A 20,453-nucleotide genomic window follows, 5' to 3' on the forward strand; every position below is an offset into this window, starting at 1 on the left:
TTTAAGAAAATTTAAGCATGTTTATTAGGATATGCATTGATTGCCATTTTTAATCTTCAAACCGAGAGAAAAACACTTTTTTTTCATCGACATTTGAGCGCAATAAACGCATAAATTCCTCTTGCTTTTCCGCTGGAATATTTTGTAGTGAAAAATCGAGGACTAAATCATTTACGTACTCAAAAAACAACAAATCCTTTTGTATAGAAATGCGCTTCAAGCCTTTAAAATAAATAGCAATCACCTCACGATCAACTGCTACTATAGCCTTTTTGGTCATTCCAACACGGTACTTTTTACTAACAACACCGCGAATGGTATTAACAATTGCATCGATAATAAAAATGAGAAAAATAAGCGATATGTAAACTGCATCAATAGAAAAAATAAAGAAAACAATTCCAATCAGGAAAAAACCGATGATCTCTATGCTATTGATTAACAAAACACGTTGTTTGCGTTCTTGACTAATTAAGGTATTGAATTGAAAGCGATCAATTTGATTGACTATCTTTATCCCTGACCATTTACGGGATGAACGCATGGCACCAATTATAAAAATCAAACCTGCTGAGATGCCAAACACCAATTCCTTATAGGCGAATTTGTCTCCATGAATTTTCATCCCAAAAATTCCAAACACCTCATTTAAGCCAACAGCAAATGCAAAAGGCAGTGTGAGGATAGAGATTATAAAAATCCATGTGTTATAAATTTTATTCATCTGGAATCATTTTAAGCTTTGCTTTAAGGGCGTTTAGCTTTTCTTGTTCTGCTTTTATATTGTTTTCTACCTGATCTTTTAACGCATTTGCACCTTTAGAGTTGGCAAAGAAGCCAAGGTTGTTCTCGAACTGAATTATTTCTTGCTTCACCTTGCTTATTTCATTGCGGATAGCTTGTTTTTCCTTATCAAAAAGTTGCGCTGCATTTCCACTCCCTTTAATGGTGTTGATGCGAGCTTCAAACATTACTTTCTCCTTCTCTTCTCCTTCCATTTTAAGAGCTGAGTAATGTTTATCTAAGGCTTCTTTATAGGCTTTGTAAATCTCATCTTTTTGTTTTGTTGGAACAAATCCGATAGCGGAGAAACGATTTGAAAATCCATGCAAAGCTTCTAAGGCTGTATTTTTATCCGTTGGTAATTCAAAGGCAGAAATTTCTTCTATAAGCTTTTGTTTTTCCTTCAAGTTTTCTTCAAAAGCTTTATCTTTCTCTTCAAAATACGTCTGTTTTGCATTAAAGAAATCGTCACACGCACCTCTAAACTCTTTCCAAAGTTTTTGTTCGTGTTTTTGTCCTGCACTGCCCAACTTTTTCCATTTCTTTTGAAGGTCTATTAAAGCCTTGGTTGTTGGCCCCCAATCTGTACTGTCCTTTAATTGATTTGCTTTCTGTATAAGTTGTTGCTTTTTTTCAGCTACTTGATCATAAACAGCTTGAACGTCTTTAAAAAAGTCACTTTTTTCGTTAAAAAACGCATCACATAGTTCCCTAAAAGATTTCCAAACTGCATCATTTTCTTTTTTGGGCCCAAAACCTATGGACTTCCAATCGGACTGTAATTTTAACACCTCAGCAGTTTGATTATTCCAATCTTTCACACTGTTGCGCTCTTGTGCCAATAAGGATTTCATTTCAGAAATAAGCTCCTTTTTCTTTTCGATGTTTTCTTGCATCTTTTCGCGCCGGTCATCATAAAAAGCACGAATACGGTCATAAATAGCATTGACTGTAGACCAATATTCATTTTTTATTTCTTCCCATAGCTCTTGTTTTGTTGGCCCAATATCTTCCCATTCATTTTGAAGTTGTTTAATAGCTGCTTCAACCTCTTTTATTTTTTCAACCTTGCTTAGGGCTTTTAGTTTTTCAATGATTTCTTTTTTGGCTTCATGGTTTTTTTGGAAATCATAATCTTTGATTTCCTTATAAATATTCATGTTATAAAAGAACTGCTCGAGCAAACGGCTATATTCTTGCTGAATTTCACTTCTTTTATCACGCGGAATATCTCCAACCGTTTTCCATTTTTCATTGATTTCTTTATGAGCAGAAAAAGCCGCACCGATATTTTCCTCAGTTTCAACCACAGATTTCAATTGATTAATCAGTGCTCTTTTCTTTTTCAAATTTTCATCTTCTTCAGCTCTTTTGGCCGCAATGATGGTTTTTCTTTTTTCTGCAAATGGAGAATAAATTGCATAAAACTCTTCTTTTAAAGGAGTCATCCAATCTTCTTGGGTAAACTCCTCTCCTTTATCCTTGGCCTCAAGTTCTGCAATTTGAAATTGCCTTGTTGCTTCAATGAGATAGTCTTCAAACTGTGTTCTCAACTCTTTCACCTCTCTGCCTACACTCAATAAATCTTCTTTTGTTACGAGTGCATTTAAAGCATCAATAAATTCTTTTTTCTCCATGATAATTTACATTTAAATTGATTGAACCATATCAAAGTTTGTCAACTTTACAAACTCTTGGATTCTATCTTCAATTTCACTTTTGGATAAATTCTCCAATTTTTCAGTCCCAAATTTTTCTACACAAAAAGAAGCCATTGCAGAACCTGCAATAATTCCTCGCTTCATATTTTCGAAAGAAACATCATCGGTAGAGGCTAAATACCCCATAAATCCACCGGCAAAAGTATCACCTGCTCCAGTTGGATCAAATACATCTTCTAAAGGAAGGGCTGGAGCAAAAAAGGCATTTGTTCCGTGAAACAAGAGGGCTCCGTGTTCACCTTTTTTAATCACTAAATATTTTGGTCCCATCTCACGAATTTTCTTAGCTGCTTTCACCAATGAATATTCTCCTGAAAGTTGACGCGCCTCTTCATCATTAATGATCAAGATATCAATTGCTTTTAACGTTTTCTTTAAATCATCCATAGCAATGTCCATCCAGAAATTCATGGTGTCTAATGCTACTAATTTCGGACGTTTCTCTAAACGGTCAATGACTTTCAGCTGAACATCAGGACTTAAGTTACCAAGCATTAGGTAATCACAATCTTGATAAGAATCAGGAATAATCGGATCAAAATGTTCTAACACGTTTAGTTCGGTTACTAACGTATCACGTGAATTCATGTCATTATTGTACTTCCCTGACCAGAAGAATGATTTTTCTCCTTCTTTGATTTGTAACCCTTCAAGGTTAACACCTCTATCTCCTAATTTATCAATCATTTCTTGTGGAAAATCATCACCTACAACGGCAACAATATTTTGATTTTTCACGAAATAAGAAGAAGAAAGTGCTATGTAAGTACCTGCTCCTCCAATGATTTTATCTGTTTTTCCAAATGGTGTTTCAATAGCATCGAATGCGACACTTCCAACTGTAACTAAGCTCATATAATATTATTTTGATGCAAATATATCGTTAAATATAGAGATACATCACTTAATAGGAAGCTTTCCTTACAAAATTATACACAAAGAAGTAGTTAGTATTGTGAATTATAAATTATTCCAAACATTTAAAGCTACCTTTTTGGCAATTTCTATGTTTTCATCAAAGCTTAAATCAGAATCTATACCAACTGAAAATGTATAAATTCCGAACCGAACATTTAAAGCACGATCTAAGTGATCATAATAAGCACGATCTCCAACACCTTCAACTTTCGTAAATTTAAGAGATTCGGCAATTCCTCCAACTACAGATTTCCCTTGTTTCTTTGTTTCCGCTTTTAAGTCTTGTTTGTCGAGTTCCTCATCAATCGATTTATTAAGCGCCTCTATATCATTCTTTGAGGGGACTTTGTGTAACAAATCAAATCGTTTTACCGCTTTTTGAAAATCTTCATAGGCTTTAAATTCACCAACCATCAATTTAGCGTAAGGCGATTCTAGTTTCGTTATATCTGAAAGTTTGGGCTTAGGTCCTTGGTCCTTTTTTGCACTTTTCATCATATAACTCATCATGGCATCTTGATGCACTTTGGACAATTCTTCAAAATTATTTTTCTTCCATTTAAACCCACATTTTGCATATTTACTATGCGGATCTGTAAAATCTTCATTCAATTCTAAGTCTGTAGATTTAACATCAAAATATGAGGTCACAGTTTCTCGAGAAATATAATCACATGGATTAACAGGTAAATTAACCTTCTTTGTATAAGTTGTTGTCACTTTATTACCATCACTATCCTCAGCTACATTATTATTCGTACATGAATAGAAAATAAAAACAATCGATAAAAGCAAAATAAGAATTTTCATAAGCACAATTTTAAGTACAAAAATAATGGTTTATGAAGAAATAGACACAAGGGTTTTCCCTATTCAGAATGAACTTATTTGAACTTTCCATTTTTTATTAAAGCCTAAAAGTAAGTATCGGATTAAATCTGACTTTAATTTGTACCTTTTTGAAATACTTTACGTTAATAACTATGCGCAGTTAATGTTATGGACATTAAAATTGCATTTATTTTCGTTGTATGAATTGGAGAAAAATTCTAAACATATCAAAATGGTTTTTAGGAATCATCGTTGCCTTGATGCTTCTGGTTAGCGCCTTACTTTTGGTGTTTAAAGACAACATTAAAGAATATGCTTTAGCCGAAGCGAATCAGTACCTCAATAAGCGGGTTCATATCGGCTATATTGATGTGGGAATTTGGAAAACATTTCCTGATTTAACACTATCCTTTGATGATGTGTTGGTTCATAGTCGATTTGAGCATGAGCAAACGAAGGACACAGCGATTTATGCACAACAAATTAATTTACGATTTAATCCCATAGATTTCTTTAAAGGTAAATATGATGTGCACAGTATTGATATTTCGGAAGCTAAATTAAATTTAGAGATTCGTAAAGATGGAAGCATAAACTATGATTTTCTCAAACCCAGTTCCGATAGTTCTTCTTCTCCTTTTGCCTTTAACTTAAACAACATTCAATTAATTAACACAGATTTTTCTTATAGAAATCACTCAACTCAACAATATTATACGGGTTATTTCAAGCATTTAGATTTAGCAGGTTCTTTTAATGAAAAGCAATTTCTTTTAGATGCCGAGACAGACTTTGTAATTAATTCAATTCAATCCAAAGCAATCAAACTGATAGAAAATAAAAATGCAAAGTGCGAAATTTCTATCAAAATGGATCAAGAGCAAAACATATTTGAAATTAAAACTGCTGATGTTTCAATTAATAAACTCCCATTTTTGGTAAAAGGCAAAGTTACTCCAGACTCTTTAGATTTTTATATTGGCGCCAAAAACCTAAATTTAGCAGATGTTGCGCATAATTTTTCATTTAAAGAGTTAGATGTCGTAGACGAAATTAATGGAAAAGGAAATGTAAATTTTGAATTATTTATTCAAGGTGAGAATCAAAAAACAAGTGCACCAGCCATTGAATCAACCTTTGAAGTAAAGAATGGGAGCTTATCTGACAATGGTTTTTCTTTAAGCAACATCAATCTATCGGGAAAATACAGCAACGGTGTGCTCAATGGAAAAGAGGAAATTGAATTGTCATCCATAACTTTCAAATCTCTAAATGAAACATTTAAGGGTCAAGTCAATATAACAGATTTTAACCAACCAAGACTTCAAGGAAATGCGAAAGGATTACTCAATTTAAAAGCTATCCATCGATTATTCGGTCCTTTTAAAATGCAGTATTTGACAGGTTCAATTGGTGTGAATGGATCGTTTGACGTAAGGTTGAATCAACCACAAATTGACCCTAAAGACATTACAATCTACAAGCTCCGAAGTACATTGGAACTGGAAAGTATAGAAACTCAATTTGAAAAAGACCAGCGCATTTTAAAGGTTAATTCAGGAGAAATAACCATTCGAAATCAATTTGCAGGGATTACGGATTTATCAATCGCTTTAAACAATTCATCTATCCTACTTGATGGTGAATTTAATCATTTGGTTGACTATTTTAAAGGAGCTGGGAAATTGAAAGCTGAAGCTAATGTTACGAGTACTTTCTTAAATCTTGATGATTTATCAGTAGAGAACAATAATCAGCAACGTACAAAAGCATGGTTGTTACCGAATGATATAAATGGAACGTTAATCTTAGCGCTAGACAAGGTAAGGTATAGCAACCATGATTATGAAAACATAAACAGTAAAATGATTTTCGGGAAGCATCAATTAACCTTCCCTATACTTGAAGGAGAAAATGTTGGTATTCAACTCAAAGGAGATTTGAAAATAACAGAAGAAAAACCCATGTATTTGAGTATTGAAACAAATCTTCGTTCCAAAAACGTTCAATTTAAACCTTTATTTAGAGAATGGAATAACTTCGATCAAACCGTTATTCAATCAGAAAACATAAAAGGAAATGCGGCCATTCAATTGTATTTTAAAGGTCCTTTTGATTTGTATAATGAAGAAATCATAAAAGAAGCATTTGATGTTAAGGCAAAAATTAAAATCAACAATGGTGCTTTAATGCATGTACAAACCTTCACGGAAATAACGAATAGTTTACGAAATTCGAGTGCAAAACTGCTGTTATCCAAAGGGAAGATAAATGATTTTGAAAAAAAGCTATTGAATTTAGAATTTGATTCGTTTGAAAATGAATTAAGAATAAAAGATGGCATAATCACTATACCACACATGAAAGTAAAATCAAACGCTTTAGATTTCTCATTGGAAGGAACGCACTCATTTAAAAATGAAATTGATTATTCGTTTAACTTTCGATTTAGAGAATTAAAGGGCAATAAAACCTCTGAATTTGGTGATATAAAAGATGACGGAACAGGTTTTAAAATCTTTTTAAAAATGTTTGGAACAATAGACAATCCTAAATTTTCTTGGGATAAAGAAGCTCAGCAAATAGAAAAACAAGTCAACAAAGAAAAAGCAAAAAAAGATCTGAAAAGTGCATTAAAAACTGGGTTTGGAATAAATAAAAAAGATTCTACCGTTCAAGAAATAACACCAAAAAATGAAGAAAAAGAAGATGTCATTATGGATTTTGGTCATGAAGACGAAAAAGATTTTGAACCTGAGCAAAAAAAGAAGAAAAAAAATGCTTTACAACGCAAAATTGATCAGTGGAAAAAAGAAAATCAAGAAGAAGAGAAAGAACCAGACTTCCAATTTGATTAACAATGGAAAAAACTTATACGAGAATCTACTGAATCAATAAATTATTTTTAACCATCTCATTCTTTCTCAATGCAATACCCTAAACGATATTTATTCATCCTTATCTAAATAATTTTCAACTATTTTTACAACTTCTTGTTCTTCTGCCAAGGTTAAAAGCGACCTATTAATTTCATAAACTAAATCAGAACTTAGTTTAAACGCGAAACCATAACCTTGTTTATAATACTCTGCTTTTGCTAAATGTAGGTTTTCTTTTTGATTTTCTGACATATAATAAAGCAATTGCGGGCGATCGTATACAACAGCATCCACCTCTTTATTTTTCAACATTTCCATTGCTTCTTCCAAGTCATTGGAAGCCAAAACGGAAACTTTGTTTTCTTTTAAAAAGAGTGCAGAAGGAGAAGATTTAATGGTGGCTGCTTTTTTCCCAGAAAGCTCTTCTATGTTCGTTATGGTTGAATTTCCAATTGATGATATCGTTAGCGTACTTGCTATTCCCGCTACCATTGAAGTAGCAAATATTATAGAAATAACCATCCATGAACCCGCAATAATTCTACCTATTAAAGTAACTGGAGCTCTATCACCATATCCGACTGTACTCATCGTTACAAGTGCAAGCCACATTCCAGTACCAATTCCATTAATGGGATCGTGAGGAAATTGATCAGGGGATGCATTTCTCTCTGCTAACCATAATAAAGTTCCTACTATGGCTAGAATAAATAAAAACACAAATACAGCATATAATAAATTAAGACTAAAAAAAGGCTTGATTTTATCCCAAAAATTTAATTTATCAGCTCGTGAAACAATCGCCAAACTAGAATTATAAAACGGTTGAGAAAAGCGCAGGTATTCAACACGATTTGAGGTAATACTTACCGGTCCTACAACAATATCAATTTCTCCATTATCTACAGATTTTAAAGCTTCATCTACCGATTCAAAATAAATGTACTCATATTTCCAATCCTTATCATCTGCCATTTTCTCCCAAATTTCAACAGCAATTCCTTTTTGTTCATCCATTTTATCAAAAGCAAAAGGCTCGCTTCCTGTAATTCCAACAATAAATTTCTTGGTGTTTTCTTTGACTTCGGTTTCTTGTGATTTACCCACAAAAGAGATAGAAAAAATTAAAGCTATAGTGAAAATATAAGAAAGGTATTTGTTAAACATGGTTTATTTATGTTTTTGATTTTTGCGAAATATATAAAAACGAGAACACAAGACTTCATGCTTTGTTTATAAAATTTCGACTTTTATATAATATTTATTTTCATTTAATTGATGGTCTTTTATTGTTTTAACCTGCTTTAAAACATTCCAGTTATTATTAGGCTGAAGCTGAAACAAACTTTTATTGATTATTAAGTCAACCGGCATTTCAAAGTCTTCCTCAATGGGTTTCCAGCGATAAAAGACCTTTTTATTTTCCTTTTTAAATTGTAATGTCGGTATTTCAGCGTGCAATAAATAATGTCTAAAAATAGGCGATAAAGAAACCTTAGTGTGATCATCAAAGAAAGATATTACCTCATCGGTATTGGTTATGCTGTCATTAAATGTTTCACTAAAAGATTTGATTAAATCCCACCATTGCTGATCATCATCAATCACACTACGAAGTGTATTTAACATATTTGCACCTTTATAATACATATCTACACTTCCTTCACTATTTACCCCTGGGTCTCCAATAATTGGAGCTTGATTATAAATCATAGTTGCGCGCATTCCTTTTAAATAATCTAATGCTGCACTTTTCCCCCATCTGCACTCAATGTATACTGCTTCTGCGTAAGACGCAAAAGCTTCATGTATCCACATATCTGCAATGTCTGAAGCAGTAATACTATTCCCAAACCATTCATGTGCTGTTTCATGTATGATGATAAAATCCCATTTCAAGCCAATTCCAGTGAGTGACATATCCGCACCTTCATTACCTAATAAAAACTTATTTCCATAAGCAATTGCACTTTGATGTTCCATACCTAAATAAGGGGATTCAACAAGTTTGTAGGCATCTTCTTTAAAAGGATATTCACCAAAATGTTCATAAAAACATGCCATCATTGGTTTTACCTCTTCAAAATGTTTTTTAGCCTTTTCTAATTGATAGGAAAGCACATAATAATTAAGATCTAAATCCCGAAACGTGTCTGAAAAATGAACGTAGTCGCCGATATTCAAAATTATATTATAATTATTGATAGGATACGTTACCCGCCAACTCCAAATTGTTGTGCCATCATCCTGAGGTTGACTGTCTATCAATCTTCCATTTGATACATTCATTAACCCATTTGGTGCCGCCACATGAATTTCAGCTTCTTCAGGCTGATCACTTTGATGATCTTTATTTGGATACCAAAGACTAGCTCCAGTTCCCTGCACCGCAACACTTACCCAATCTTTTCCATTGTTATCTTTTTCAAAAACAAAACCACCATCCCATGGTGGATTCTTAGCTTCAACTGGATAACCAGCGTAATAAAAAACGAGACTATCAGTCAAACCAACGGCTAAAGGATTTTCAAAATGAAGAAAAACAGCATTGTGTTTTCGTTTATATTTTACATTTTGATTTTTATAAATGATGGAATCTATTATCATATTTGAAAATAGATCTAATTGCATAACGGGTAATTTCTTCAGTATTTTAAAAGTAATTTTATTATATCCTGAAATATACTTTTTCTGTGGATCTACTTTTACATTCAAATTATATTTAAGAACATCAAAGTTTACACGTTCAGGTCGCAAACCTCCCCTGAGAGAGTCTTTTTCCGTGTAAGATTCTTCAGCCTGAAAAACTTGAACAAATCCGGATAATGGTAAAAACAAAACAAGTAGAACAACAATAAATAGTTTCATGATAAAAGAAAGTTTAGATGCTTTAAAGCACAATAAAAAGAGAAATGACTCCTTTAAATTTACATAAAATTTCTAAATCATGGACTTAACCTCTTCAATTGCTGCTTTTAATCCTGCTGGATTCTTTCCTCCTGCTGTCGCAAAGAATGGTTGTCCACCTCCTCCTCCTTGGATGTGTTTTGCAGCCGATCTTACTAAGTTCCCCGCATGTAAGTCTTTCTCTTTTATGATTTCATCGGCAATCATAATGCTCAAAGTACATTTACCGTCTTTTTCTCCACCAATCACAGCAAAAAGATTGTCTACCTCTCCTTTCAATTGAAAAAGTACATCTTTTACCGCTCCGCCATCCAAAGGAACAATCGCATCTAAAACATGCATTCCGTCTTGTTCAATAATGCTGTTTTTTAATTCTGCTTTTATGTTTTTCGCCTTTTCTTTTTCAACTTGTTCCAACTGCTTTTGCATGCGTTGATTGTCCTTAATCAAGTCTTCAACAGATTGCACAAGGTTTTTTGTGTTCTTAAACAAAGCATTTATGTCGTCAAGTTGATTCAATTTTTTATTGATGAATTGCTCAGCTGTAGTACTTGAAATGGCTTCAATTCTTCTAATTCCAGAAGCTACCGAACCTTCTGAAATGATTTTGAAAGCACCAATATTTCCTGTGTAATCAACATGAGTTCCTCCACATAATTCTATAGAGTCTCCAAATTGAATTACACGCACAGTATCACCATATTTTTCACCAAACAACATCGTTGCGCCCATTTCTTTGGCTTCCTTTATTGGTGTATTGCGCATTTCATTCAACGGCGCATTTTCTCTGATTAAATCATTAACGATTTTCTCAATTTTGCTAATTTCTTCATCGCTCACTTTTGAGAAATGTGAAAAGTCAAAACGCAAATATTCGTCATTTACCAAAGAACCTTTTTGTACCACATGATCACCCAAAACCTCACGCAAAGCATGGTGCAACAAGTGTGTTGAACTGTGATTGGCAGCTGCTAACTTTCTTTTACTTGAATTCACTACCGCTTTAAAAGTAGCGTTTGGATTTTTCGGCAAATTTTTCACCAAATGAACAATCAGATTGTTTTCTTTTTTGGTGTCAAAAATACTTACTTTTTCTCCATCAAATTCAATATATCCTTTGTCTCCAACTTGTCCACCTCCTTCCGGATAAAACGGGGTTAAATTGAATACCAATTGATAAAAAGACTTTTTCTTTTGTTCAACCTTTCTATAGCGAGTTATTTTTACTTCAGCTTCTAAATGATCGTAACCAATAAATTCTTCTTTTTCGTCTTTTCTGATTTCCGTCCAATCATCCGTCTTGATTGATGTAGCAGAACGCGAACGGTCTTTTTGGACTTGTAAAGCTTTTTCAAATCCTTTTTGATCAACTGATAAACCAGCTTCTCTGGCCATTAATTCAGTTAAGTCAAATGGAAATCCATAAGTATCGTATAATTCAAAAACTTGTTCTCCTTGAATTTCTTTTTGTTGTTGTTCTTTTTGATTGGAAATAATGACATCCATTCTTTTTATTCCTTGTTCTAAGGTTTTAAAGAAACTCATTTCCTCTTCACGGATCACATTTTCAATTAAGGTTTTATTGTCTTCCAATTCTGGAAAAGCCTCACCCATTTCTTGAATTAAAACTTTACTCAATGGCGACAAGAATGGTTCGTGCATTTTTAAAGTTTGGTATCCGTAGCGAACCGCTCTTCTTAAAATACGACGAATTACATAACCTGCCCCAGTGTTTGAAGGCAATTGTCCATCAGCGATAGAAAAAGCAATGGCACGTACATGATCTGCAATAACTCGCAATGCAATATCTGTTGTTTCATCTTTTCCGTATTCAAAACCAGACTGTTTAACGACTTGACCAATCAAAGTTTGAAACAAGTCAATATCGTAATTCGATTGTTTTCCTTGTAAAACCATAGCCAGACGCTCAAGCCCCATTCCAGTGTCAATATGTGTTGCAGGAAGTTTTTCGAGACTTCCATCTGCTTTTCTATTGAATTGAATAAAGACTAAATTCCATACTTCGATAACATGCGGATGGTCTTTGTTGACCAATGATTTTCCATCCACTTTTTGTTTTTCTTCATCTGAACGAATATCTACGTGAATTTCAGCACAAGGTCCGCAAGGTCCCATTTCGCCCATTTCCCAAAAGTTATCTTCTTTATTGGCTTCAATGATTCGATCTTCATCTATCCATTCTTTCCAAAAATCATAAGATTCTGAATCTCTTGGCACACCATCTTTTTCGTCTCCTTCAAAAATAGTGACATATAAATTCTCTTTATTAATGCCGTAAACTTCTGTTAGCAATTCCCACGACCATGCAATTGCTTCTTTTTTGAAGTAATCTCCGAAAGACCAGTTTCCGAGCATTTCAAACATGGTATGATGGTAAGTATCAACACCAACTTCGTCAAGATCGTTGTGCTTTCCAGAAACACGTAAACATTTCTGTGTATCGGTAACACGTTTATTTTTTGCAACAGCATTTCCAAGGAAGTATTCTTTAAATGGAACCATTCCTGCGTTTATAAACATAAGGGTTGGATCATTTTTTACAACCATTGGTGCAGAAGGAACAATCGTGTGTTCTTTTGCTTCAAAATAGGAAAGGAATTTACTTCTTATCTCTTCTAATCTCATGGGTTTTACCTTTTAAATGTTGTGCGTTTGACTGTTAAACAGCGTTAACGATTTTGCAAAGTTAGATTATTTACCTAATTTTGCGACGTTTTACAATACAAATAATGTCAAAAACCAAGTTTAGATATAATCCAAAAACACTTTCATACGAAAAGGTTAGGCGTTCTGTAGGCGAAAGAGTTTTGCGCGGTATTATCTTTATTGCACCTACAATAACGTTATCTATTATCCTTGGGTTTGTTTTTGCTTATCGCATTGAGTCTCCAAAGGAAAAAGCATTACAAAATGAAGTAGAAACCTTGAAGGCTGAATTTGCAATTGTGCAGGAAAGAATGCAATTGGTTGATCAAGTTACTGAAAGTATAAAACAGCGCGATGAAGACTTATACAGAACAGCATTAGGAGCAAGTTCATTCCCTGATGAGCTACGACTGATGGGAGTTGGTGGAAGTGATGCGTATAAAAGCTACAAAAATAAGTCAAATTCGGAATTATTAATAGCTACATTTTCTAAATTGGATCAATTAGAAAGAAAGTTAAATGCGCAAAGTTTATCGTTTAAAGAATTAGCCAAACTTGCCAAAGAACGCGAGAAAAGATTAGCTTCTTTACCTGCAATACAACCTGTAAATAATAAAGAGCTAAAAAGAATGGCCTCTGGATATGGTTGGAGAATTGACCCCGTTTATGGAACACGAAAGATGCACTGGGGAACAGACTTTACTGCAAAAGTTGGAACAGACATCTATGCCACAGGAGATGGAGTGGTAGAAATTACGCGTGTTAATAGTTGGGGCTATGGTCGTGAAATTGTTATCAATCACGGGTTTGGTTATAAAACAAGGTATGCACATTTAAGCTCTTTTCTAGTAGAGGTGGGTGATACTGTTAAAAGAGGAGATTTAATCGGCCTAGTTGGAAACACAGGGAAATCGACTGGTGCACATTTACATTACGAGGTAGAGAAGGACGGACATAAAGTGAATCCTATCAATTATTTCCATTCTGACTTAACGCCAGAGCAATATGAAAAGATTGTCGAGATTTCAAATAATGCCTTAAAATCCATGGATTAATTCTTAAAACAGAATAATTATTCCGATCATTTACATATTTATTTTTAGTACTTTAGCATATAAATAAGCATTGATTTTTACAATGCATATACCTAAGATATGATTGAAATCAAACGTTCCGAATTAACAAAATTGTATTACTCGATTGGTGAGGTCTCCAAGATGTTTGATGTAAACACTTCATTAATTAGATTTTGGGAAAAGGAGTTTGCCAGTATAAAGCCTAAAAAAAACAAAAAAGGAAATCGGCTTTTCTCACCAGAAAGCATTTTGGAAATACAAAAAATTTATCATTTAGTAAAAATAGAAGGACATACACTTGAAGGTGCTAAAAAGGCTTTAAAAACGTATGATGAACGACTAAATGAACGTACTGATGAAATAAAAGATAAAGAAGAAATTATTCAACGTCTTTACGCGATAAGAAAAAAGCTAATTGCTCTTAAGTAAGGCATATTTTTCTAACTTGAAAAGGTTTTGTTAAACAATTTTTTGATTTTCTTTCTAAACAAAAATGTGATCAATACCAATAAAATATACGGTGCAGCCATGATATACAAAATTGCTGAATTAATATTATTCCCGTTATTGTTATCCAATATCTTATCATCAATAGAGTCTCCACTCTGCTCCGCCAACAATTTACATTGAGAACATTGTGCATCAACCTCCCCAGTGAAAAGAAAAACAAATATTAAGACTAAAACCAAATAAGGAATCCACTTTTTCATATTACAAAGATACATAAAGTGATTATTATTCTTGAATAATTAACGCCTATTTAAGTGTTTTCCATTCTTATTAGACAATATGCTGAAAATAAAGTAAGAATGTGAGATTAAACACAAAATCCACCTTTCGAAAGACTTATTTCTTCAATTATGGCAATCGCTTCTTGCTTTCTTTGTTTGAAACCTCCTTTTAAGATGGTGAAATCAACATTTTTATTACGCAATTTAGCTACATACAAATCAAGCAATTCCGCTCTTTGATTTGGACTTTCTCTTAAAGGATCTTCTTCCCATGGAATCCCTTCTGGACTGCAAAGAAAATAGTGTGTAAAATGTTGGTTTTGTACTAAGGCTTTTATATTTTCTGACACCTTATTATACTTAAAAGTGGACCAAATATACAATACGATGTTGTCCGTATCATAAATTTTAATTCCTGATAGTTCTGTAGATTCACGTATTTTTTGCTGCTCAACACCAATTTTATCAATATCATGGTAAGCGTATTCTCCACCAGAGTTCAACAAGTACTCACGGGCATATTCGGGAAACCATTGGGCATCAAAATGTTCAGCAACAGCCTTTGAAAGACTTGTTTTCCCCGAACTTTCAGGACCTGTGAATGCTATTTTCATTTTTTTGATTTTTAAACATTTTATACCACGATAAGAAAGCAAAAACTGCAATAATGGTATAGATTAAATAATGGAAGCCTGTGAGGTAAAATCCACGTCCTGCATAAAGAAAAATGAGCGCTGCATCGATGGCAATCCAATACAACCAGTTTTCTAACACCCTATGTGCGGCCATAAAAGTTGCTGCGAGACTAAATACAGTGGTAAAAGCATCCAAATATGGACTTTCTTGATCGGTATATAACTCCATAAAATAACCCAAAACAAACATAATTAAAGCACTTATCCCAATGTTTATCAAGTGGTATTTGACTGGCCATTTTATAATATTTCGCGTTTTCGAAGTCGTTTTATTCCAAGAAACCCATCCGTAGATTGCCATGACAAAATAGAAAATCTGTAGCCCTGATTCAATAAACAAGTTGGCATAATAACATAGGTAGATATATATTGATGTGCTTACCATTGCAAAACACCAACCCCATCTATTTTTTAATGCAATTAGTATAACATAGAAAGTACCAATGATAACAGCAGTCCACTCAAGTAATGACGTATTTATTAAACCCTGTTTTATTTCTTCAAGTATTTCCATGCTGGCTAAAATAAACAATATTCATTAACCGCATGAGCTTGATATTACAAATAAAACATTCGTTTGTGTACTATTTATAGAAAATCAACAGAGACGAGCTGTAGTCCAGAAGCAGGTGCGTTATACGTTAATTTAATCCGATTAGCACCATCAAGGGTTTTTACAAACTCGGTCCACGATTTCTCATGCTTTCCTATTTCGATTAGCATCCCCATCATCAATCGAATTTGATTTCGTTTAAACCCAACACCTTTCACCTTCATCACATAACTCTCTTCTGGAAAAAAAGAAGCAGTAAGTTCAGTGTTTTTTACTATTTCACAAGAAATGACTTCACCCATAGTTTGAGTAGTTGGTGTTGGCCGAAACGCATAAGAATAAAAGTCACGTTTACCTACAAACATTTGAGCAGCCTTCTGCATTAATGCAACATCAAGATCTGATAAAATATTACACATAAAAGCTGCACAATACGGATGAAATTTTTCACCAAAGGCAAAATAATAATGATACTCCTTGATTTTCGGGGATTGAATAATGTTAAATTTCGCATCTGTTGGCTCAATAGAAAGCGCTTTAATATCAGCGGGTAAATTGTAGTTAAACTCCTTTAAAAAAAAAGATAAATCTTGAATTGACCGATCAGTAAAAACTTCAATATAAGTTTGGTTAACAGAGACTTTGGCATCTGTCCTTCCTGAAGCTAATACCTTAACCTGTGTTTCAGATAAGACCCATTTTAAAGTCTTTAGAATCATTTCCTGCACTGTAATTACATTCGGTTGTTTCTGCCATCCATGATATCGAAAGCCCAAATATTGTATCTCTATTAAGTAATAAAACTTTGTTTTCATAAAAAATTTGAAGATATAAAAAAAGCAGCCTCACATGGAGACTGCTTCCTTTTTAATCTAATTTTTATTTTATTGCACTATTACTTTTCTAACTAAATTGCCTTTATCTGTAGACAACTGTACAAGATAAGTTCCTTTTGCAACCGCAGATACATCAATTTTGATTGCATTCGCATTAACTGCGTTTGTTGAAGAAACTACTTTTCCTTCAAGCGACATGAATTGAATGTTCTTGATAATATTTTGACCTTCAATTCGCACTTCAATAAATGATGATGCAGGGTTTGGCGACACAATTAGTGTATTTAACTCGTTATCCTCAAGACTTGCACATCCATCAACAGTAATTTCAATAGTAGATGAATTGCTACATCCATCGCCATCTGTATAGGTGTACGTTACAACATGTGTTCCCTCTCCGGCAGCAGAAGGATCAAACATATCATTACTGACACCTGTTCCTGAGAAAGTTCCTCCTGATGGCGTACCGCTTAATGCAATAGGATCGTAATTCACACACGTGTTTTGGTCAACACCAGCACTTACCGTTGGCAATGCATTTACCGTAATTGTCACATCATCAGTTGCTGTACATCCATTGTTATCAACTGTGGCAGTATACGTTGTTGTTGCTGATGGAGTAAAAGCAACGCCATCAGTAATTCCATTATCCCATGTTACTGATCCTGTTGACACAGCAGCCGTTAAAGTAACATCGTCACCTTCACAAACCGCTTGATCTGCACCAGCGTTAATCGTTGGATTAGCATTTACAACTACCTCAACTTGGTCTGTATTCTCACATCCACTAGTTGTACCAGTTACTGTGTATATTGTTGTACCAATTCCTGGTGTAAAAGAAGCACCATCTGTAACTCCATTATCCCATACGTAAGTATCCGCTCCATTTCCTGACAAAGTTATGGAAGTTCCTTCACAAACTTCTTGATCAGAACCTGCATCAACTGTTGGCGCAGCATTTATTGTAACCGTAAAACTCTCTGAAACTGCAGGACAAGAACCTGAAGCCGCGATTGAATTAGTAACGGTATATGTTCCGGCAGTACTATTTGAGAAATCAATTTCTCCAGTACCTGATGAAATGGATAATCCTGTTGTAGATGAAAATACTCCAGCACTTGCTCCAGAAGAGAACGTTGGTGTTACTGAAGCATCATTTCCACAATAAGTTGAATTATTGTAAGAGAATGAAGCATCTGGACTATTTGTAATGGTTATTGTTTCTGTTTCAGCTCCATCACACGTTCCAGTAACTGTGTACGTAACATCGTAAGAACCAGCAGTACTTGTGTTTGAATTAATCTCTCCAGTTGAAGGGTCAATAACAAGTCCCGAACCTGTATACGTAAAGGTTCCACCTGCTGTTGTAATCGTTGGTGTAACCATACCTCCTGCAGTACAAATCGTATTTGAAGCGTAAGAAAAACTAGCGTCTTCGAGCGGATTTACAGTAACAGTAATTTGATCTGTATCCGTACATCCATTCGCATCTGTAAGTGTTACGTCATAAGTTGTTGTAGTTGTTGGTGAAGGTGCGTAAGATGTTCCAGTATTCACTGAAGTTCCGTTATCAAACCATTCAATTGTACCATTTCCTGAAGCTGTTAGACTTGCAGAAGCCCCTTCACAAATAGATGCACCAGCACCCACAGTGATTGTTTCTCCTGGCGTGTCAACAACTGTAACAGTTTCTGTATACGCACAACCATCCCCATCCGTAGATACCTCTACGTCATAAGTTCCAGCAGGTAAATTCGAAAATAATCCTGTTGACTGTGTGGTTACACCGCCATCAATGGAATAGTTATACGTTCCATCTCCACCAACAGCTGCCGTAATATTAATTTCTCCATCAGAAGCACCACATGATGAATTACTTGTTGCAACTGTAGCTGTAACTTCTGAATAGACATCTACTAGATAGCCAACAATATCGTAATCACATGCACCATAAGTAATCAAATATATTGCTTGTTGGTTTCCAGTGGCTACTGTAGGTGAGATAACATCTACTGAAGCACCATCAAAGTTTACATAATCTTGCGTATATGGATTATCCGTCAAGGACCAATTATAAGTATCAATTGTCCCACTTGAAACACCAGCATTTACTCCAAAAGAACCCCCAACACATGCCGCAGCGTTTGTAACTTGATAATCTGCAGTTGGCGCAGTACCAGTTGATAATAACACATCCATTAGGAACGCTGTATTAAGCGAGTATCCTGAAGACAAATCTAACCATTGGTCATTTAAAGCCCCAGACCCAGACAACTGAAATTTCGTAACGCTTGTTGCAGGCTGTGTTCCTAAAAGCGCAAATGAATCCACAGGTGAAGTGTAATTTAATTCATAACCAACATGAAAACTACCATTTACACTTGGTGGGTTTGTAAAAGAGATCGTATTCCATCTATTAACAGTTATATCAGAAAACAATACAGTTTCTGAGGCAAGAATTGTGGCTGAAGGATCACCTGCATTATCAGCATATACGTGAAACGTAACTGAACCATTACCACTATTATCTTGCACCTTCCACGGCGCTACTCTAATAGCTCTAACCTCCGTCGAAGTAGGAGCAGTATATGGTTCAGACCATGCCTGTACTTGATAGGTATCTGAACCAGCCGTCAATTCATCTTGCCCCAACATCAAACCATTTGTAGAACTAAATTCATAATAAGAATCAGTTGGGTTATAATTTCGTAATGTGTCGCAACTTTGTCCTTGCACAAAAGACGACATGATTAATACAACAACCAGAATGGCTGCTGACAAAACATTATATTTTTTCATAATAAAGGGTTTAAAAATGAGTAGTATAGATTATTTTTTTGGTGTATTTGCTGGTCTTGGCGTAATGTTTTTTTTATCACGTGTACCTTCAATTTTAACCGTTTTTAGCTTTTGCTTTTCAATAGGAGCAGCTTTTACCGCTTTTTTATGGATTTCGGACTCTGTAGCTTTTTTAGATTCTTTTGTTACTGGTTCTTGAGACTTTTCTGTCTGCCCAAAAGATGAAGCGGTACATAATAATACGAATGTTCCTAATAATAAAATTGATTTTTTCATAGTGTTAATTTTTATTAATTTAACACGAAGATAAATCAAATTCGATTAATAGCAAAAAAAAGACTACTAAATTACAATTTAGACTTATGAAACAAATTTTAAAAATCATTTTCACTTAACGTGAAATCATCAAGACCACCATATAAGTCATCATTGTCATTATCATTGTCGATTTGGTTTTCACTTAAAGTAGTTTGAGTGTTTTTATTTGTTTTAAGAATATTTGTCTTGGCAACATTTAATCTTATTTCAGTTTTGATTTTACCATCTTCTTGATGGAAAGCTTTGGCATAAGGAGTTCCTAGCAATTCTACTAAGGTTCCACTTTTTAAAAAATCGAGAATACGCATATTCGTACCTTCTTTTTTCCAAATCGTACAGTTTACCCATGTGGTTTTAGTTCTTGATTCTCCAGTTTTTTTATCCTTCCAGTTCTTATTATGTGCCACGGGAAAGTTTATCGCCATAACACCTCTATCCATTTTCCTAACTACTGCATCTTTTCCGATATTCCCAATCAATCTTGTTTCAAATACTGTTGCCATTTGTTTGTAATTTTTTTTAATTATTGTTTGTCCTAAGGGCTAAATATATGATTATTCGCAAATAAAAAGAAACTTGTTCAGGTATACACTTCAATATAAAGAAATTGTTAATCATCATAAATCTAATGACTTAAAAATATAGCTTATTTAAATTTTCTTCATTTTACAGGATATGATGCTTTGTAAAAAAAGAAATTCATCCCTAATATATTTGATATAAATAGGACTGTTAAGTT

The 20,453-nt window shown here is 34.1% G+C and carries 17 protein-coding genes; 3 read left to right on the plus strand and 14 right to left on the minus strand.

Annotated elements, in window-relative coordinates:
• Positions 1-49 precede the first annotated feature (49 nt).
• The 4 genes from CW751_RS13535 to CW751_RS13550 all read right to left on the minus strand — a co-directional run bounded on the left by CW751_RS13535 (position 50) and on the right by CW751_RS13550 (position 4,232).
• Positions 50-724, minus strand: a complete 675-nt coding sequence (locus CW751_RS13535; protein ID WP_101335568.1) for a hypothetical protein — start codon at positions 722-724, stop codon at positions 50-52.
• Positions 717-2,420: a DUF349 domain-containing protein gene (locus tag CW751_RS13540; protein WP_101335569.1), complete on the minus strand. Its 1,704-nt coding sequence runs from the start codon at positions 2,418-2,420 to the stop codon at positions 717-719. Before CW751_RS13540 ends, CW751_RS13535 begins: the two co-directional genes overlap by 8 nt.
• Before the next feature lie 12 nt (positions 2,421-2,432).
• On the minus strand, positions 2,433-3,359 hold the full coding sequence (locus tag CW751_RS13545; protein WP_101335570.1) for a PfkB family carbohydrate kinase: 927 nt from the start codon (positions 3,357-3,359) through the stop codon (positions 2,433-2,435).
• 105 nt (positions 3,360-3,464) lie between these two features.
• Positions 3,465-4,232, minus strand: coding sequence for a hypothetical protein (locus CW751_RS13550; RefSeq protein ID WP_101335571.1), 768 nt, complete (start codon positions 4,230-4,232; stop codon positions 3,465-3,467).
• A 221-nt stretch (positions 4,233-4,453) separates the two neighbouring features.
• Here CW751_RS13550 and CW751_RS13555 point away from each other — a divergent pair, with 221 nt between their 5' ends.
• Positions 4,454-7,111: an AsmA-like C-terminal region-containing protein gene (locus tag CW751_RS13555; protein ID WP_101335572.1), complete on the plus strand. Its 2,658-nt coding sequence runs from the start codon at positions 4,454-4,456 to the stop codon at positions 7,109-7,111.
• 90 nt (positions 7,112-7,201) lie between these two features.
• Here the strand turns inward: CW751_RS13555 and CW751_RS13560 are convergent, their stop codons facing one another.
• The 3 genes from CW751_RS13560 to alaS all read right to left on the minus strand — a co-directional run bounded on the left by CW751_RS13560 (position 7,202) and on the right by alaS (position 12,685).
• On the minus strand, positions 7,202-8,299 hold the full coding sequence (locus CW751_RS13560) for a transporter substrate-binding domain-containing protein (RefSeq protein WP_101335573.1): 1,098 nt from the start codon (positions 8,297-8,299) through the stop codon (positions 7,202-7,204).
• Positions 8,300-8,365: 66 nt separating this feature from the next.
• Positions 8,366-10,000: a M1 family metallopeptidase gene (locus CW751_RS13565; protein ID WP_101335574.1), complete on the minus strand. Its 1,635-nt coding sequence runs from the start codon at positions 9,998-10,000 to the stop codon at positions 8,366-8,368.
• Positions 10,001-10,072: 72 nt separating this feature from the next.
• Complete coding sequence (alaS, locus tag CW751_RS13570) at positions 10,073-12,685, minus strand: alanine--tRNA ligase (RefSeq protein WP_101335575.1); 2,613 nt, start codon at positions 12,683-12,685, stop codon at positions 10,073-10,075.
• 104 nt (positions 12,686-12,789) lie between these two features.
• Here alaS and CW751_RS13575 point away from each other — a divergent pair, with 104 nt between their 5' ends.
• Positions 12,790-13,761 carry a M23 family metallopeptidase gene (locus tag CW751_RS13575; protein WP_101335576.1) on the plus strand — a complete coding sequence of 324 codons (972 nt, stop codon included), beginning with the start codon at positions 12,790-12,792 and terminating at the stop codon, positions 13,759-13,761.
• A gap of 99 nt (positions 13,762-13,860) precedes the next feature.
• Complete coding sequence (locus tag CW751_RS13580; protein WP_101335577.1) at positions 13,861-14,211, plus strand: MerR family transcriptional regulator; 351 nt, start codon at positions 13,861-13,863, stop codon at positions 14,209-14,211.
• A gap of 11 nt (positions 14,212-14,222) precedes the next feature.
• Here CW751_RS13580 and CW751_RS13585 read toward each other — a convergent pair whose 3' ends face one another.
• From CW751_RS13585 to CW751_RS13615, 7 genes are all read right to left on the minus strand, one after another.
• On the minus strand, positions 14,223-14,492 hold the full coding sequence (locus tag CW751_RS13585) for a hypothetical protein (protein ID WP_101335578.1): 270 nt from the start codon (positions 14,490-14,492) through the stop codon (positions 14,223-14,225).
• A gap of 107 nt (positions 14,493-14,599) precedes the next feature.
• Positions 14,600-15,127 (minus strand): AAA family ATPase, encoded by a 528-nt coding sequence (locus CW751_RS13590; RefSeq protein WP_101335579.1) that lies wholly within the window; start codon positions 15,125-15,127, stop codon positions 14,600-14,602.
• Entirely contained in the window at positions 15,102-15,722 is a 621-nt protein-coding gene (gene pnuC, locus CW751_RS13595; RefSeq protein WP_133122228.1) for a nicotinamide riboside transporter PnuC, read from the minus strand. Before pnuC ends, CW751_RS13590 begins: the two co-directional genes overlap by 26 nt.
• Before the next feature lie 74 nt (positions 15,723-15,796).
• Positions 15,797-16,576, minus strand: a complete 780-nt coding sequence (locus CW751_RS13600; RefSeq protein WP_101335581.1) for a tRNA pseudouridine synthase A — start codon at positions 16,574-16,576, stop codon at positions 15,797-15,799.
• Positions 16,577-16,645: 69 nt separating this feature from the next.
• Positions 16,646-19,396 (minus strand): T9SS type A sorting domain-containing protein, encoded by a 2,751-nt coding sequence (locus tag CW751_RS13605; RefSeq protein ID WP_101335582.1) that lies wholly within the window; start codon positions 19,394-19,396, stop codon positions 16,646-16,648.
• 30 nt (positions 19,397-19,426) lie between these two features.
• On the minus strand, positions 19,427-19,672 hold the full coding sequence (locus CW751_RS13610) for a hypothetical protein (protein ID WP_101335583.1): 246 nt from the start codon (positions 19,670-19,672) through the stop codon (positions 19,427-19,429).
• A gap of 98 nt (positions 19,673-19,770) precedes the next feature.
• Positions 19,771-20,217, minus strand: a complete 447-nt coding sequence (locus CW751_RS13615; RefSeq protein WP_101335584.1) for a single-stranded DNA-binding protein — start codon at positions 20,215-20,217, stop codon at positions 19,771-19,773.
• Between the last annotated feature and the right edge of the window lie 236 nt (positions 20,218-20,453).

It is taken from the genome of Brumimicrobium salinarum (genome assembly GCF_002844555.1).
Classification (GTDB): domain Bacteria; phylum Bacteroidota; class Bacteroidia; order Flavobacteriales_D; family Crocinitomicaceae; genus Brumimicrobium; species Brumimicrobium salinarum.